This window comes from Ciceribacter azotifigens, assembly GCF_048159625.1.
Lineage (GTDB): Bacteria > Pseudomonadota > Alphaproteobacteria > Rhizobiales > Rhizobiaceae > Allorhizobium > Allorhizobium azotifigens.
In genome coordinates, this window is the sequence record NZ_JBLQTA010000019.1 from 1 (window position 1) to 16,794 (window position 16,794).

At 60.9% G+C, this 16,794-nt stretch carries 14 protein-coding genes and 1 tRNA gene; 6 read left to right on the plus strand and 9 right to left on the minus strand.

Annotated elements, in window-relative coordinates:
* From ACM6UT_RS20250 to ACM6UT_RS20265, 4 genes are all read right to left on the minus strand, one after another.
* Positions 1-1,427 (minus strand): glycosyltransferase (locus ACM6UT_RS20250; protein WP_416799152.1); only part of this gene is annotated, 1,427 nt, incomplete at its 3' end.
* A 29-nt stretch (positions 1,428-1,456) separates the two neighbouring features.
* Positions 1,457-2,419: a UDP-glucuronic acid decarboxylase family protein gene (locus ACM6UT_RS20255; RefSeq protein ID WP_416799153.1), complete on the minus strand. Its 963-nt coding sequence runs from the start codon at positions 2,417-2,419 to the stop codon at positions 1,457-1,459.
* A 643-nt stretch (positions 2,420-3,062) separates the two neighbouring features.
* Entirely contained in the window at positions 3,063-3,554 is a 492-nt protein-coding gene (locus ACM6UT_RS20260) for a hypothetical protein (protein ID WP_416799154.1), read from the minus strand.
* Between the two features lie 397 nt (positions 3,555-3,951).
* Positions 3,952-7,767, minus strand: coding sequence for a vitamin B12-dependent ribonucleotide reductase (locus tag ACM6UT_RS20265; protein WP_416799155.1), 3,816 nt, complete (start codon positions 7,765-7,767; stop codon positions 3,952-3,954).
* Positions 7,768-8,496: 729 nt separating this feature from the next.
* Between ACM6UT_RS20265 and ACM6UT_RS20270 the strand changes: the two genes are divergently transcribed.
* From ACM6UT_RS20270 to ACM6UT_RS20280, 3 genes are all read left to right on the plus strand, one after another.
* Entirely contained in the window at positions 8,497-8,841 is a 345-nt protein-coding gene (locus ACM6UT_RS20270; protein ID WP_416799156.1) for a hypothetical protein, read from the plus strand.
* Positions 8,842-8,859: 18 nt separating this feature from the next.
* Positions 8,860-9,015 carry a hypothetical protein gene (locus ACM6UT_RS20275; protein ID WP_416799157.1) on the plus strand — a complete coding sequence of 52 codons (156 nt, stop codon included), beginning with the start codon at positions 8,860-8,862 and terminating at the stop codon, positions 9,013-9,015.
* A gap of 159 nt (positions 9,016-9,174) precedes the next feature.
* Positions 9,175-10,596 carry a M10 family metallopeptidase gene (locus ACM6UT_RS20280; protein ID WP_416799158.1) on the plus strand — a complete coding sequence of 474 codons (1,422 nt, stop codon included), beginning with the start codon at positions 9,175-9,177 and terminating at the stop codon, positions 10,594-10,596.
* An 83-nt stretch (positions 10,597-10,679) separates the two neighbouring features.
* Here ACM6UT_RS20280 and gpt read toward each other — a convergent pair whose 3' ends face one another.
* From gpt to ACM6UT_RS20295, 3 genes are all read right to left on the minus strand, one after another.
* Positions 10,680-11,177, minus strand: coding sequence for a xanthine phosphoribosyltransferase (gpt, locus tag ACM6UT_RS20285; protein WP_416799159.1), 498 nt, complete (start codon positions 11,175-11,177; stop codon positions 10,680-10,682).
* Between the two features lie 215 nt (positions 11,178-11,392).
* Entirely contained in the window at positions 11,393-12,235 is an 843-nt protein-coding gene (locus tag ACM6UT_RS20290; RefSeq protein ID WP_416799160.1) for a universal stress protein, read from the minus strand.
* A 111-nt stretch (positions 12,236-12,346) separates the two neighbouring features.
* The gene (locus ACM6UT_RS20295) at positions 12,347-13,132 is read right to left on the minus strand and encodes a competence/damage-inducible protein A (protein WP_416799161.1); all 786 of its coding nucleotides are present in this window, start codon (positions 13,130-13,132) and stop codon (positions 12,347-12,349) included.
* A 226-nt stretch (positions 13,133-13,358) separates the two neighbouring features.
* Between ACM6UT_RS20295 and wrbA the strand changes: the two genes are divergently transcribed.
* From wrbA to ACM6UT_RS20310, 3 genes are all read left to right on the plus strand, one after another.
* Positions 13,359-13,955, plus strand: coding sequence for an NAD(P)H:quinone oxidoreductase (wrbA, locus tag ACM6UT_RS20300; protein ID WP_416799162.1), 597 nt, complete (start codon positions 13,359-13,361; stop codon positions 13,953-13,955).
* Positions 13,956-14,102: 147 nt separating this feature from the next.
* A complete protein-coding gene (locus ACM6UT_RS20305; RefSeq protein WP_416799163.1) occupies positions 14,103-14,348 on the plus strand; it encodes a PilZ domain-containing protein in 246 nt (81 codons plus the stop codon).
* Positions 14,349-14,447: 99 nt separating this feature from the next.
* Positions 14,448-14,532 (plus strand) — tRNA-Leu (locus ACM6UT_RS20310).
* Positions 14,533-14,553: 21 nt separating this feature from the next.
* On the opposite strand, the gene ACM6UT_RS20315 is transcribed toward ACM6UT_RS20310, so the two are convergent.
* Complete coding sequence (locus tag ACM6UT_RS20315; protein ID WP_416799164.1) at positions 14,554-15,159, minus strand: hypothetical protein; 606 nt, start codon at positions 15,157-15,159, stop codon at positions 14,554-14,556.
* Positions 15,160-15,241: 82 nt separating this feature from the next.
* Positions 15,242-16,696 (minus strand): TrkH family potassium uptake protein, encoded by a 1,455-nt coding sequence (locus ACM6UT_RS20320; protein ID WP_416799165.1) that lies wholly within the window; start codon positions 16,694-16,696, stop codon positions 15,242-15,244.
* Positions 16,697-16,794 lie beyond the last annotated feature (98 nt).

Consider the following 16,794-nt stretch of genomic DNA (forward strand, 5'->3'; position numbering starts at 1 on the left):
CATCCTAATTGACGCTGCGTCTCACCTTGTTTGCCGCGCTGCACGCGCAGATAGTCGAAGACCGCCAACACCGTGCCGAAGAGGGACCACGGCCAGCGCAAGAAGAGGAAGGCCATGCCTTCCCAGGAAAGGATCTTTGCGTCCGCGGGGCGAAACAACCCTGTCCAGCGCCACCAGTAGGCCAGGATAAGAACCACCGTCGAGACCGGAAGCATATGCGCCATGAAATCCACATAGGTCACGTTTGCCATCGGCGCACCGCTGACCAGCGCATAGATCGGCATCAGGTACATAATCGGCATTATGAGGGAAAATCGCGGGTACCAGAGCTGCGAGAACAGGAACTCGAACAGGATGCGCCCACGAAGCTTCGGCACGTAGGCCGGCGAGTATTTCAGGAGGATCGTCATCAGGCTGCGCGACCACTGGAATTCCTGTACGACAAGGTCGCTGAAGATGTCCGGTCCCGCGCCGTGCGCGATCGCGTTGATGGCATGAACCCCGCGCCAACCGCCCGCATTGAACATCAGCGTGGTGGAGTGGTCCTCGGCCAGTTCCGGACCCAGCCCGCCGATCTGTTTTAGCGCTGCCGTGCGCACGGTATAGTGCGAGCCGATGCAGATCGGGGCCCAGCCCGCATTATAGCCGGCCTGCAACGCCCCATGCAGGCTCGCCTCGGCATAGAGCCGTGCTCGCGCTGACCAGCTCTCCGAAGCATTGGTGTCGCAGATGCTGGGCGCCGACACGTAGCCGACCTTCGGGTCGAGGAACGGGGTTACTGCGTGCTTCAAGTAGCCGGGAGACGGTATGTGGTCCACGTCGAACTGGGACACGATATCATAGCGGCTGTAGCCGTAGTGATCGTAGAAATAGGCGAGATTGCCCTCCTTGCAGCGGGCCCGTCTGGGCCAGTCGGGCCGCTGGTATTCCTCGACCCCGTGCCTGGTCGAGACCTGAATGCCATGTTTGCGACACCAGGCGAGCGTTTCCGCGTCGGGCTTCTCGTCGGCGAGCCACACGTCGTGCCGCACGCCCTCCTGGTTCAGCGCTCCGAGCAAGGTCTTCTGCGCGACGCTCAGCGGCTCTGATGGAGCCTTGGCGACGACGGCAGCGATCCGCCAGTCCGCTGGCACTTCCAGGTTTTCCGAAGGTATCTTTGCGAAGGCGAAGATGAAGATGAAATAGGAGGGGATCAATGTGACCCATGACAGCGCAATGGTGACTGCGATGAAGCGCGGGTAGCTCTCGATGTGAGCGGGGTCGAACCACCATTCGGCGAGATGGACGACGCAGGCTAACCATACGAGTATGCCGGTCCAGTTGACGGCCTTTTTCCATCCGGAAAACACGGGCTGCAAGAGCTGTCGCTCCACTATCGGGCCCTTTAATTGGTTGGCATCGTCACTGACACGCGGTATCGCGCTCATTGCGTCCGTCCTTCACCGAGCTGAGAGAACTACGCCACGGTATCGACCGTGCCCGTCAGCACGCGGAAATAGTCGATGGTAGGGCGAAGCCCGTCCCCGATATCGACTTTCGGCCGCCAGCCGAGCAGTGCCGTCGCCCGCGTGATGTCTGGGCAGCGGACCTTTGGGTCGTCGACAGCATTCGCCAGATGCACGATGCGTGACTGGGACCCTGTTGCAGCGAGCACGAGTTCGGCCAATTCCTTGATCGCGATCTCGTGGGGGTTGCCGAGGTTGACCGGCTGCGAATGATCGCCATCGAGTTCCATCAGCCGCAAGATCCCGTCGATCAGATCGTCGACGTAGCAGAAGGACCGGGTATAGCTGCCGTCCCCGTAAACCGTCAGGTCCTCGCCTGCCAGCGCCTGGACGATGAAATTGGATACCGCCCGGCCATCATCGGTGCGCATGCCAGGCCCATAGGTGTTGAAGATGCGCGCAACCCGCACGTCGGCACCGCGGACCCGGTGATAGTCGTGGAGCAGCGTCTCTGCACAGCGCTTTCCTTCATCGTAGCAGGCACGGGGTCCCATTGTCTTCACGTTGCCGTTGTAGCTCTCCCGCTGAGGGTGCTCCAGCGGGTCGCCATAGACCTCAGAGGTTGAGGCGTGCAGCAATCTGGCATCGTTTGCCAGAGCCAACTCAAGCATGTTGCGTACCCCGAGAACACTGGTGAGTACCGTTTTAATGGGATCCGCCTGATAAGCGGGCGGCGAGGCCGGACACGCGAGATTGAAGATGCGATCGACTTTCAGTGTCACCGGTTCACATACGTCGTGGCGCAGGAAATGGAAGCGCTCATGCCGCTGGAGTTCATCGACGTGCTGCGGCATGCCCGACGTCATGTCATCAAGGCAAATAACCTCATCGCCCTGCGATAACAGCCGATGACACAAATTGTACCCCACGAAGCCGGCGCCGCCGGTGACTAGCGAGACTCTGCGAGCAGCCATACTCAACTCTCCTTAGTCGAGAGGGGACCCCGGGCTTGAAACGGTGTCTGTTCGATTAGACTATGGTCTTATGCTAAATTAGCAATACCTTTCATTCTTTGACATCGGTCAAGTTGTCTGGATTGTGACAACGTATGGCAGGAACGGAGTGCGTTCGCCAAGTTTTCCGGGCATTGAACCGCAGTTCAACTTTTCCCATCCGCAGTCAATTTTGTCCCTAGAGAGCGGGCCACGCGGTTGCAGTTCAGCACGGGCTTTTCCAAATCCCGATTCGAATATCCTGGCAGAGTTGCAACTTGAACGGTGTCGAATGCCGTCGATATGGACCTCGGGACTTCATGAGCCTTCTCCGATTGAGACCCGCAGGGCGTCTCAAGTTTTCTGTGTCCCCTGGTCCAGCATGATGGGTTCACTCCAGTCACCCTGCCAGAGGGGGGCAATGTTCCACGCCGAAACACACACTCGTCGTCACTCTCAGCTACTGATCCTATTTAGTGCAGGCGGGCTGGGGACCGTAACCATCGGAATGTCGCTTCGGCTGGCTGGCCCGCAGGCCGCAACGGCTTCAGGTCTTTGCTGGTATTTCCAGATGCCGAGCTACGTGGTCTGCAGCTTTGTTGCGGGTATGCTCGTGGACCATCGGCTAGGGTGTCAGTTCGTGCTCCTCGGCGAGCTTGGCGGCATAGTTGACCGGCGCTCCCAGGAACAGAGGCTCGCGCTCATCCTTCGTCCCACTGTTTACGACCACGGCGGGCCCGCTATCCACACCGACACGGACGCAGGTGGAGTAACGGCCGTTTTCGGTGGTCCGACCAACTTCCTCGATCGCCCGCTTCACGGCATCCGCGAACGTCAACGCCCGTTCGGCACGTTCATTCTCGTTTCCCGGCGCCGGAGGTGAGACAATGAACGCGTGCATACGGGCACCATGAAAGTCCACCCGTTGAGCTTCGAATTCCTCGGCGACCTGATCGCACGCTGCATAATTGAGGTGGAGCATCGATAGAACTCTACGATGGCTCGCCTCTGTCTCACGCTCGCGCTCGATCATCGCGGCCGCAAAGTCCAGCATCTGAATGTAGACGTGAACACCGTCTACGAGGATCGCGGCATCCGGCGGAACGTCGAAGATCAAGGGCTCCGCCCGTCCACCGCGGTTCATCCCCGCCTGGATCGAAGACTTTCGCGCACTCATGTAACCTTGGTCAAAGTTCCTGAGGTTGATCGCGGTGGCTGGCGCACTGGCACGGAACGATCGAATTCGCTGAAGACTCGTGTGTCGGGACCAACTCATTACAACTTCCTTCTCGTTCGCCGTGTGGCCGTTCTGAGTGCTGCATGTTGCCTGGTAGCGTAAAGGTGGCTGAGCCTACTTCTACGATTGGTTCACTATTTGTTCCTTGAGGCATTTTCCGGGCACCTTTCGGTGCCCGGAAAGATCACGTCTGCGACAGAAGCTGCTCTTTGTGACAAAGTTTACGTCAAAATGGCAAAGTTCATGTCATCCCACATCGTCGGCGAGTGGTTCATCCTCAGCTGCAGCCGCTCGTGGCACCACACGTGTCGCACTTCTCGCAGGTGCCGTTGCGCACCATGGTGAAGTTCTGGCACTCCGAGCACATGTTGCCGGTGTAGCCTTGAGCGATCGAGCGCATGCGGCGCTCGGCCTCGACCTTCTTCGCCTCCGCCTTGGCCGATGCCGCGTCGGCGGCGGCCTTGTCGGAGAAGAGGGCGGTCTTTTCCTGGCCGGCCTCGTCGGTCACCGTCTCGGCCTCGATCTCCTCGGCGAGTTCGGCGGCGCGCTCCTCGTAGTCCCGCTTGAAGGAGACGATCTCGGAGGTGGAGATCGCCACCGTCGTGTCGAGCTTGCGGGCGGCGGAGCCGGCGAATGCCGTCACGTTGCCGCCGGCGGATGCCTTGGCGGGAGCGGCCGTCGAGGCACCCTTCGGCTCGGAAAGCGACCGGTCGACGCCCGTGCCGCCGACCAGCGTCGGCTTGTAGCCGCGGGTCCAGCCGGTGGAGACGAGGTTGGTCTTGCCTTCCTTGATACCCTTGCCGAGCGCGGTGTTGGAGAAGTCCGACGTATCGACATGGGCGAGATCGTGGCGGCCGAGATAGGAGACGGCGAGTTCGCGGAACACGTAGTCGAGGATCGAGGTCGCGTTCTTGATCGCGTCGTTGCCGATGACCATGCCGGCCGGCTCGAACTTGGTAAAGGTGAAGGCCTCCACATATTCTTCCAGCGGCACGCCGTACTGCAGGCCGAGCGAGATGGCGATGGCGAAGTTGTTCATCATCGCACGGAAGGCGGCGCCTTCCTTGTGCATGTCGATGAAGATCTCGCCGAGGCGTCCGTCACCGAATTCGCCGGTGCGCAGATAGACCTTGTGGCCGCCGACGGTTGCCTTCTGGGTATAGCCCTGGCGGCGGTTCGGCAGTTTCTCGCGTTCGCGGGTGACCCGCTCGATGACCCGCTCGATGATCTTTTCCGTGACCGTCACCGCCTGGGCGGCGGCCGGCTGCTGGATCAGATCCTCGATGGCGTCCTCGTCTTCCTCGTCCTCGACCAGCGCGGAATTGAGCGGCTGCGAGAGCTTGGAGCCGTCGCGATAGAGCGCGTTCGCCTTCAGCGCGAGCTTCCAGGAGAGCATGTAGGCGCTGCCGCAATCCTCGACGGTCGCCTCGTTCGGCATGTTGATCGTCTTGGAGATCGCCCCCGAGATGAACGGCTGGGCGGCCGCCATCATGCGGATATGGCTTTCGACCGAGAGGTAGCGCTTGCCGATCTTGCCGCACGGATTGGCGCAGTCGAAGACCGGCAGATGTTCGGCCTTGAGGAAGGGGGCGCCTTCCAGCGTCATCGCGCCGCAGATGTGGATGTTGGCGGCCTCGATCTCTTTCTTCGAGAAGCCGACATGCTCCAGAAGGTTGAAGCTCATGTCGGAAAGCTGCTCGTCGGTGACCTTCAGCGTCTCCTTCAGGAAGTCGGCGCCGAGCGTCCACTGGTTGAAGGCGAACTTGATGTCGAAGGCGCTCTTCAGCGCGGCGTTGACGGCGGCGATCTTGTCGTCGGAGAAGCCCTTGGCTTTCAGCGTGCCGGGGTTGACGCCCGGAGCCTGGTTGAAGTTGCCGTGGCCGACCGCATAGGCCTCGATCTCGGCGATCTGGCTTTCGGAATAACCGAGGGTGCGCAGCGCTTCCGGAACGGCGCGGTTGATGATCTTGAAGTAACCGCCGCCGGCGAGCTTCTTGAACTTCACCAGCGCGAAGTCGGGCTCGATGCCGGTGGTGTCGCAATCCATGACGAGGCCGATCGTGCCGGTCGGCGCGATGACCGAGACCTGGGCATTGCGGTAGCCGTGCCTTTCGCCGAGTTCCAGTGCCTTGTCCCAGGCGGCGGTCGCATGGGCGATGAGCGCCGGGTCGGTGCATTCCGCATGAACGAGCGGAACCGGGTTGACCGACAGGCCCTCATAACCTTCGGACAGGCCATGGGCGGCGCGGCGATGGTTGCGGATGACGCGCAGCATGTCGTCGCGGTTCGGCTGGTAGCCCGGGAAGGGGCCGAGTTCCGAGGCGATTTCGGCAGACGTCGCATAGGAAACGCCGGTCATGATCGCGGTCAGCGCACCGCAGATGGCGCGGCCTTCGGCGGAGTCGTAAGGGATGCCCGAGGACATCAGCAGGCCGCCGATATTGGCGTAGCCGAGGCCGAGCGTGCGGTATTCGTAGGAGAGTTCGGCGATCTGGCGCGACGGGAACTGTGCCATCATCACCGAGATTTCGAGGACGACGGTCCACAGCCGTACGGCGTGTTCATAATCGCCGATCGCAATCTTGCCGGTCTTCGCGTCCTTGAACTGCAAAAGGTTGAGCGAGGCGAGGTTGCAGGCCGTGTCGTCGAGGAACATGTATTCCGAGCACGGGTTCGATGCGCGGATCGGACCGGCGGCCGGGCAGGTGTGCCAGTCGTTCATCGTCGTGTTGAAGTGCAGTCCGGGATCCGCCGACGCCCAGGCGGCATAGGAAATCTTTTCCCACAGGTCGCGCGCCTTCAGCGTCTTCATGACGCGGCCGTCCTTGCGGGCGGTCAGGTTCCATTCGCCGTCATTCTCCACGGCACGCAGGAAGTCGTCCTTCAAGGAGACGGAGTTGTTGGAGTTCTGGCCGGAGACGGTGAGATAGGCCTCCGAATCCCAGTCCGTGTCGTAGGTCTTGAACTCCATGTCCTTGTAGCCCTGCTGGGCGAACTGGATGACCCGCTTGATATAGCTTTCGGGAACCTGGTCCTTCTTGGCGGCGCGGACTTCGCGCTTCAGTGCCGGGTTCTTGTTGGGATCGAAGCAATCTCCATTGTCGGCCTCGCAATTGACGCAGGCCTTCATGATCGCCTTCAGGTGCCGGGCGACCATCTTCGAGCCGGTGACGAGGGCGGCGACCTTCTGCTCTTCCTTGACCTTCCAGTCGATGTATTCCTCGATATCCGGATGGTCGATGTCGACGACGACCATCTTGGCGGCGCGCCGCGTGGTGCCGCCCGACTTGATGGCGCCCGCAGCACGGTCGCCGATCTTGAGGAAGCTCATGAGGCCGGAGGACTTGCCGCCGCCCGAAAGCTTCTCGCCTTCGCCGCGCAGGTAGGAGAAGTTGGAGCCGGTGCCGGAGCCGTACTTGAAGAGGCGCGCTTCACGCACCCAGAGATCCATGATGCCGCCCTCGTTGACGAGATCGTCACCGACCGACTGGATGAAGCAGGCATGCGGCTGCGGATGCTCATAGGCCGACTTCGACTTGACGAGCTTGCCGGTGAAGGGATCGACGTAGAAATGGCCCTGGCCGGGGCCGTCGATGCCGTAGGCCCAATGCAGGCCGGTGTTGAACCACTGCGGCGAATTCGGCGCGACGCGCTGGGTGGCGAGCATGTAGGCGAGTTCGTCGCGGAAGGCGAGGGCGTCTTCTTCCGACGAAAAATACTTGCCCTTCCAGCCCCAGTAGGTCCAGGTGCCGGCGAGACGGTCAAAGACCTGGCGGGCATCGGACTCGGCGCCGTAACGCTCCTTCTCCGGCAGCGCCTTCAGCGCTTCGGTATCCGGTACGGACCGCCACAGGAAGGAAGGAACGTCATTCTCCTCGACCTTCTTGACGATCTTCGGCACGCCGGCCTTGCGGAAATACTTCTGCGCCAGAACGTCGGTCGCCACCTGGCTGAACTGCGTAGGCACGTCGATGTCCGCAGCCCGGAAGACCGTCGAGCCGTCGGGATTCTTGATTTCGCTCACCGCCTTGCGGAATTCGATCTCCGCATAGGGCGACTGACCCGGCTTGGTAAATCGGCGTTCGATGCGCATCTGCCTTCGTCCCTCGTTGTTCGGCGCCAGACGGCGCGACAAATCCCGTCCGGCCACTCGGTTCGACGCGTGCAGCCGGTCTCACTTCATATTGTTCAGGTGAATCATTCCTGTGATGATCGACCTGTATCTTGTGGTGAATGTGGCTGCAAACACTAAATATAGTATTAACAGTTTATTTCCGCCAGTCCCTGCATCGCGCTTTGGCAAAAAAAACGCGCACGAATACCTGCAGGTTGCGCCCACGTCATGTGAACTGCCCCCTCGCTTCGCATCGCGATTTTCTGGAACGAACCGGTCTCGTTAATCCCGGTCCAGCCGCCGCCGCAACATAAGAATGCATTAACTTTGAAACGGGCGATTCCGTCAAGGGCTGGTTTGCCCTGAAATGGTTAACACCACATCTTGTGTGTTCATCTGTGGAAAACGGGGAAAGCGGCGATCTTGATGGAATCATTTGTGTTTTCCTTTGGGTCCCGCCTGGACGGGGCGCGTGGGGCGGCCCGCCGTCACGTTCTCGCCGCACGATATCCACGATTGCGTCCATATCGTGCGTTAGCCTGGTCGCGTTGTTGCACGATGGGGCGCGACTGCGCTAACGCACAACGAATGCGCGATCATTTGCGTTTACGGTCCGCTAAAGGCTGCCTCGTAGCTTAGCGTCGTAAGCAATTGGGCCGGATTATGAAGAAGATAGGGAAGCTATTGCCCCTTGTGGTGGTGACGTCGATGGCCGGCAGTGCGGATGCCGAATCACTCGTCTTCGAATGTCAGGCAGGGACAGGCGTTGTAGCGGCGGAAAATTTCCGGCTGGCCTGTTCCTCTGTCGAGGGCGAGGTACGCAAGCGCCTGGCCGCTCCGCCCGCCGGGTCTGCCGTGCGGCTCGAAATCATTGCGCTCGACGAGCGGCGGATTTCCGGCAGGCTTTCCTGGGCGGGGCACTCCGGCGGGAGCTTGACACACGGTCCGATCATTAGCACCAGCATTTCGGACGCTGCGCTGAACGCGCGCACGATCGCGAAGTTTGCCCGCGACCTGGTGCAGGTTTCGGATATTGATTTCAACCGGCTTTGACGATTGGGGGTAGAGAAGATGTCGAGAAGCCTGAATAGCGTTGATGCTTTCGAGATGCATGAGCGCAGCTACGACTTGCAGGTCGCAGATGATGCGTTCCATTCGGAACACCACGCAAGCTCCGCGGATGACGACGGAACCGACCGGCTGAACGACGCGTTTGCCGCCTTCTAGACATCGTTTGCGGGAACGGTCACGAAGGCCGCGCTGCCGGTCTACACCAACGACCAGATTGCCGCCTATCTGACGGACGGCTACTGGAATTCGGAAGGTGCGAGCTGGCGCAAGTTTGATGTCTCCGCCGGCGGCACCATCACCGTCAACATCGCGGCATTGACCGCGGCCGGCCAGCAGTTCGCCAAGTGGGCGCTAGCGGCGTGGACCGCGGCATCGGGGCTGAAGTTCTCCTACACGACCGGCTCGGCACAGATCACCTTCGACGATGCCGGCAGCAACGAAGCCTGGTCCAGTTCGACGACCAGCGGCAACACGATCGTCTCCTCCGAAGTCAACATCTCGACAGACTGGATAGACTGGTATGGTCTGACAAAAGACACCTATTCGATGCAGACCTATATTCACGAGATCGGGCACGCACTCGGTCTCGGACATGCCGGACCGTACAACGGCAACGCCACCTACGGCACCGACAATATCTATCTGAACGATTCCTGGCAGGCGACGATCATGTCGTACTTCTCACAGGACGATAACACCTATGTCGACGCGGATTTCGCCTGGATCGTCACCCCGATGATCGCCGATGTGCTGGCGATCCGCGACCTCTACGGCACGACCGCGATCAATTCCGGAAACACGACGTACAACTACAGCTCGTTCGCAAACGGTGACCCCATTGCGGCGACGATCGTCGATACCGGCGGCGTGGACACCATCGATTTCGGTTGGGTGAAGGTCGCGCAGCGGATCGATCTCAATCCGGAGACGTATTCCGATGCCGCCGGCCTCGTCGGTAATCTCGGCATCGCCCGCGGGACGATTATCGAAAACGTGATCGGTGGCTCAGGCAATGACAGGATCTACGGCAATAGCGCCGCCAATGTTCTGACCGGCGGAGCAGGGAACGATGTCCTTGACGGTCGCGGTGGGACGGACACCCTGAATGGTGGCGCCGGCAACGACACCTACATTATGAGTGCAACAGGGGACAAGATTGTCGACGCGAGCGGCGTCGACAAGATCTATGCCTCCGTTACCATGTCGCTCGTCTCCTACACTGCAGTCGAACACCTCGTCTTGACGGGATCAGGCAATATCAGCGGCACCGGAAACGGGCTGGCGAATATTCTGAACGGCAACGGCGGCAACAACGTGCTGAATGGCGCCGGCGGAAACGACACCATCAATGGCGGCGTCGGTACAGACCGGCTCTACGGCGGCCTCGGCAATGACAAATTGACGGGCGGCGTGGGAGCTGACGCCTTTGTCTTCAATACGACGCTGAATTCCTCGAGCAATGTCGATACGATCAGCGACTTCTCCGTTGCCGATGACACAATCTGGCTGGAAAATGCCGTGTTCAAGTCGTTGACGAAGACCGGAGCGCTCGCCTCTTCGGCATTCTTTGCCAGTGCCGCGGGCCTCGCCCACGACTCCAATGACCGGATCATCTACGAGACCGATACCGGCAATCTCTACTATGACTCGAACGGCAGCGCCGCAGGCGGCAGGATCATGTTCGCACACCTGAAGGCAGGTCTTGCATTGACCTATCAGGATTTCCTGGTGGTCTAACGGTTCGCCAGTCTTCAGCCAACCAAAGACAAAAAGCGCCGGCGGGTTTCGCCGGCGCTTTTTGCTTTCAAACGTCGGGAAAATCAGCCCTTGTGGCCCTTGGCGATTGGCTCCTGATAGGTGAAGCCCATATCCCAGGGGAAGTATATCCAGGTGTCCTGGCTGACCTCGGTCACGAACGTGTCGACGGTCGGCACGCCCTTGGGTTTCGCGTAGACGCAGGCGAAGTGCGCCTTCGGCAGCATCGCCCGCACCTCTGAAGCGGTCTTTCCGGTGTCTGTCAGGTCGTCCACGACCAGGACGCCTTCTCCGCCGTTCTCCATCAGGTCGGCGGTGATCCCCTTTAGAACGTTCATCTCGCCCTGGTTCACGTAGTCGTGGTAGGACGCGATGCAGACCGTCTCGATAAGGCGGATGTTGAGCTCGCGCGAGATGATTGCGGCCGGAACGAGCCCTCCGCGCGTGATGCAGACGATTGCGCGGAATTCCTGGCTGAGGCCGGCGAGACGCCAGGCAAGCGCCCGCGCATCGCGGTGGAACTGGTCCCAGGAAACGGGAAAGGCTTTGTCGGGGAGAGACATCTTCGGGCTCCGCAAGAATATTCGTGGCAGCTAGGCGCCGGAGACCGGCGGGTTTTCGGATGGACTGCCCCGAAGCGACCGTCGTGTTCAGCGCGAGGCCAAAAACACGATTCGCGCGGATGGCACCGCGCGAATGTCGCCCTGGGGGCTTCCGTCTTTGACCGCTGCTATTAGCGGGTTTTACCGGCGCATGGCAAGGGCGCAGCGCCGCCCGCTCAGCGGGAGAGGAGCGTGAGTGCCGTCATCGAATCGAGCACGGTTCGGGTCACGCCGCCGAAGAGTGCTTCCCACCACCGCTTGTGGGTGTAGGCTCCCATGACGAGAAGGTCGATACTGCTGTCCGACAGCCGGTTCTCGATGGCTGCGGGAGCAGGCATCTCGTCCGATGCCGCCTGTGAAACCGTGACCTTGATGCCGTGGCGCGCAAGCGTGGCGGCGATCTCCGCGCCGGCGACGGTGGTGGAGCGGCCTCCTTGTTCAGGCCGCTCGACGGAAAAGACCTCGACCGAGTCGGCTCCCTTCAGGAACGGAAGGGCGTCGAAGGTCGCCCGCGCCGCTTCGCGCGAACCGTTCCAGGCGATGAGCACGCGCTTGATCGGCTTCGGCTCCTTGAAGATATAAGGAACGAGGAGGACGGGGCGGCCGCTCTCGAACAGGAAATGCTCCATCTCGGCACGGCTTTCCGAGAGGAGGCTTTCGTCGCTCTGTGCAGCGATCACGAGATCGCAATTGCGGGCGCTATCGACCAGCGAGGCGGCACCGAGGCCCGCGGACGACAGAAAACTGCGCCACTCGTAGGAAACGCCTTCCCGCGCGCACCGGTCGCGGAAGAACTGCTCGATCGTCACCGTCTCGTCATGCGCCATGTCCTGCAGCGCCTGTACGGTTGCCGGATCCGGGATTTCCATCGGCGCCACCAGCGGTACGGAGGCGATGGCTTCCGCGTGGAGGCCGACGAGGTGAGCGCCGAACCGGTCGGCTATGGAGAGGGAGAACTCGGTAATCTGCCGCGCGTCCTTGGGAGTGTCCAGGACTGCGAGAATGGTCTTGTACGCCATGATTGCCTCCTCAGCGGTGACGCGGGAGAGCCCCGCGTCAGAATTCTATGCAGGCGATTGTGGCGCGCTTCCTTGACTTCGGTCAATCCGCGTCACGAAGAAAAGATCGAGTCAGACCGGCTCTGCGGGATGTCCTCGTTCGGCCTGAACAGCCTGTTTTTGTTCGGCGATTTTCTCGATCATCGCCGAGATCGCCGCAGCCGCCGCTTCGAGCGCGCCCTTGTCGCGCGAGCGCACGACGAGTTCGGTCGAGAAGCGCGCGCCGTCGAACTTCGGATAGGAGCCAATGCTCGTCGAACGGTGAGCGTCCTGCACCGCGGCGAGAGCGGTCCCGATATCTCCCTCGCCGTAGGGGCAGCGAATAACCTGCGAGAGGACACGGGCACCGGCCGGCAGGGTGGCGATCACGTTGTCCACCATGGCCTGGAAGACTTGCGGTACGCCGGCCATTACGTAGACGTTGCCGATGATGAAGCCGGGGGCGGTGGATACGGGGTTGGGGATGTGACGGCTTCCCTCCGGCATGCGTGCCATGCGCTGGCGGGCCTCGCTGAATTCCATGTTCCGGCGCGCATACATCTCGCCGAGCAGGCGCATGGCTTGCGCGTCGTGGGAGCAGGGAACCCCGAAGGCGCGGGCGACCGCATCGGCGGTGATGTCGTCGTGAGTCGGCCCGATTCCGCCCGAGGTGAAGACATAGTCGTAACGGGCGCGAAGCGCATCGAGCGCCTCGACGATCGCGTCTTCCTCGTCGCCGACGATGCGGACCTCCTTCAGGTCGATGCCGGCGAGCGTCAGAACATCGGCGAGGTGGCCGATGTTCTTGTCCTTCGTCCTGCCGGAGAGGAGTTCGTCGCCGATCGCGAGCATGGCGGCCGTCTTGATGTCATCGGTCATGGAGGTCGTCCGGTAAGGGGTGATCGCTTCCTATCTAGCCGGCCGCGCCCGCTTTGAGAAGCTCAGCCGGGCCGAACCGTTCACGAAAACACCGAAGGCGGCCACGGGTGCAACCGCGATGGATGGTGAACACTGCGTCTCGCAGGCGCGATCTTTTCGTGGTGAGGCAGAGTGCTACATGAGCATCAGAAAAACGGGCGATCGCCCATAACGAAGGAGACATTCCGTGGCTAAGGTCCTGGTTCTTTACTATTCGTCTTACGGCCATATCGAAACGATGGCATACGCCGTTGCCGAAGGCGCGAAGTCGGCCGGTGCGGAGGTGACCGTCAAGCGGGTGCCGGAGCTCGTTCCGGAGGACGTTGCCAGAAACTCCCATTTCAAGCTGGATCAGAAGGCCGAGATTGCGAAGGTCGACGAACTTGCCGACTACGACGCGATCATCATCGGCGCCGGCACGCGGTTCGGCACCGTGGCCTCGCAGATGCGCAATTTCTGGGATCAGACCGGCGGCCTCTGGTTCAACGGCAAGCTGGTAGGCAAGGTCGGCTCCGTCTTCACCTCCTCCGCCACCCAGCACGGCGGCCAGGAATCGACTATCCTCGGCTTCATCCCGACGCTCCTGCACCATGGCATGGTGGTCGCCGGGCTGCCCTATGCCTTCCAGGGACAGTCGGGTGTCGAGGCGGTCAAGGGCGGCTCGCCCTACGGTGCCTCCACCATCACCGACGCTGACGGCTCGCGCCAGCCTTCCGAAGTCGAGCTCGAGGGCGCTCGCTACCAGGGTGCGCACGTGGCGCGGATCGCGACCAAGCTCGCCTGATTCTTTCAGTCGTTCGACACTCAAGGCGCGGGAGATGTTCCTGCGCCTTTTTTGTTTGCCGGGACAACGATTTGCGCTGGAGCAATCCTCCTCGCCCTGTATGTGTTATGCGTGACATTGCATGTTCTCGGCAGGGGGTAGAACGCGATGGACGAAAAGAGGGCAGAACCACGCCTGCGCTCGCTCAAGGGAGCGCGGATCGTCTTCAACAACGGCTTCTCGACGATGGACTGCATGGCGCGAAATCTCTCGCCGGGCGGCGCGAAGCTCGTGTTACCTTCGACGGCGGGTATTCCCGATTCCTTCGGATTGAACTTCGAGGACGGCAAGCGTCACAACTGCGCCGTACGCTGGCGCACCACCACCGAACTCGGCGTCTCTTTCGAGGATTGAAGAGAGCGGGGGCGCGTACCGGCGCGCACTTGCGCAGAAAATCTCAATCGTCGCGGGCACCCTTGACGATTGCGAGCAACTCGTTGAAACAGAAGCCGCGCGGACGTGGCGAAACTGGTAGACGCAAGGGACTTAAAATCCCTCGGAGCGATCCGTACGGGTTCGACCCCCGTCGTCCGCACCAATAGAGCAAGCAGTCAGTCTTCTATTGCGCAGCGAGCGTGAATGGCTGCTCCACCGTCGCGGTGTTGCTGCCGACCGTATCCTTGATCGTGTAGCGCAATACATAGTCCCCTGGGTCGGCGCCCGTCACGTCCAGCGTCAGGTGTGTGAATATCTCCTGGTTGCGCACGAAGCCGGTGAAGGTGAAGTTTCCGAAATTTTCCTGAGAGGCGAGCGTCTGACCGGATGTGTCGGTGATCGCGAGGTCGACGGTGAAGTTCGACTGGCGCTTGCCGCCTTCGACGGGCTTCCAGTCGAGGCCGAGGAGTTCGACATAGGTGACCAGTGGTTCACCGGCCTTGAAGACCGAATTGGACCTTTCGTCGTAGGCGCCGTAGGCCGTCGGTTTTCCCGCGACGAACACTGCCTTCTTGACCGTCAAGGGAAGCGCCATGGAGAAGTCGGCAGTTGCTTCCGCGATCGTCTCGTAAGCGCTGATGACGTCTCCGGCTGCGGCCTTCTCCTCCGCCACCTTGGCGGCGTCGGCCAGCGGACCGGCTGCCGCCGGGAAACCAGCAAGCAGCGATGCGCAAAGAACGCCGCAGGTATGGAGGAACCGACGGCGGCTCCCGCTGCGAAAAAATGACATTTGAAAAACCCTCCCGTCCCCGATGATGAACCCCGATGATGTCGAGAGTTCTTCCAAAAGAGCCGGCCGTCAAGAGGCCGCTTCAGGTGCGCCAGAACATCGGCATCAGCAGCACGAGGACGGTCAGCACCTCGAGACGACCGAGCAGCATCATCAGCGAGAGGAGGTAGAGCGCCGGTTCGTTCATCGTCGAGAAATTGCCGGCCGGACCGATAATCTCGCCGACACCCGGGCCGACGTTCGATAGAGCGGTGATGACGGAGGAGGTGGCCGTCAGCAGGTCATAGCCGAAAAGGCTCATCGCCATCGATCCCACCACCCAGAGAAAGAGATAGGCGCTGAAGAAGAGGAAGACCGTGCGCTGCGTTTCCGGGTCCACCGTCTGCCGGCCGTAACGGACCGAATAGACGGCGTTCGGATAGATGAGCTTCTTGAGGCCGATGACCACGATATTGGCGAGAATGACGAAGCGATAGGACTTGATGCCACCCGCGGTCGAGCCGGAACAGCCGCCCATGAAGGTGGCGAAGAAGGCGGCCATCACGACGAAAGGTCCCCAGAGTGTGTAGTCTTGGCTGGCGAAGCCGCTGGTGGAGAGAATCGAGGAGAAATTGAAGAAAGCGTGGGTGAGCGCGTCGTTCAACTCGACGTGATTGACAAGGTGATGAAAGACCGCCGTCGCCAAGGAGAAAGCCCCCAAATAGGCGAGAAAGACTACGATCTGTGGATCGCGCAGCGAATCGAGACGACCCCGAACGATGAAGACGATCAGGATCGAAAACGGCAGGCTGCAGAGCGTCATAAAGAAGGTCGACACCCATAAGAGAAGATCGCTGCGGAAATAGCCGAAGGATGCGTCATGGGTGGAGAAACCTGCCGTCGCAACGGTGGCGAAGGCGTGATTGATCGCGTCGAAATGGCTCATCCCCGCGAAATCATACGCAATGATGCATGCGACCGTGATGCCGACATAGATCCCGAAGAAGGCCCGGGTGAACGTGGCAAGCCGGGCAAACGGCTTGTCGGCGATGTCGGAGGACTCCATCTTGAAGAAGGACATGCCGCCGACCCGCAGGAACGGCAGCACGAAGAGACCGAGTGCAACAATGCCGATCCCGCCGAGCCAGGCGAGCAGCGAGCGCCACATCAGAAGTCCGGGCGGCATGTGGTCGAGACCGACGATGACCGTCGATCCTGTCGTCGTGATGCCGGAAATGGCCTCGAACAGCGCCTGCGGGAAAGTCAGTCCCGGGCCTGCGAACATCAGAGGAACCGCGCCCACCAGCGAAAAGACAGCCCAGAGCAGGTTGACGAGCAAGAAACCCAGTCGCTTTGTGAAGACGGGCGGCGGACAGCGGGTCGCCATCGCCGTCATCAGCGAGAGACCGCCCACCATGAAGGAGCAGAGCGCAAAAACCTGCCAGTCCGCATGACCGTAATAGAGGTCCACCATCGCGGGGATGAGCATCGCCGTTGCGAGATAGAGACCGCAGATCGCGGCGATGTATATCGAGAAGCGGAAAAGGCTGACGTTCAATGAGGCGTTCCCGTTCGCGGTGCCGCGGAAAGAACCTTTGTCTCCGCACTGGCCATATGCCATAGCGGGAGAAGTGTAATTTTTCAATGGATGGATGA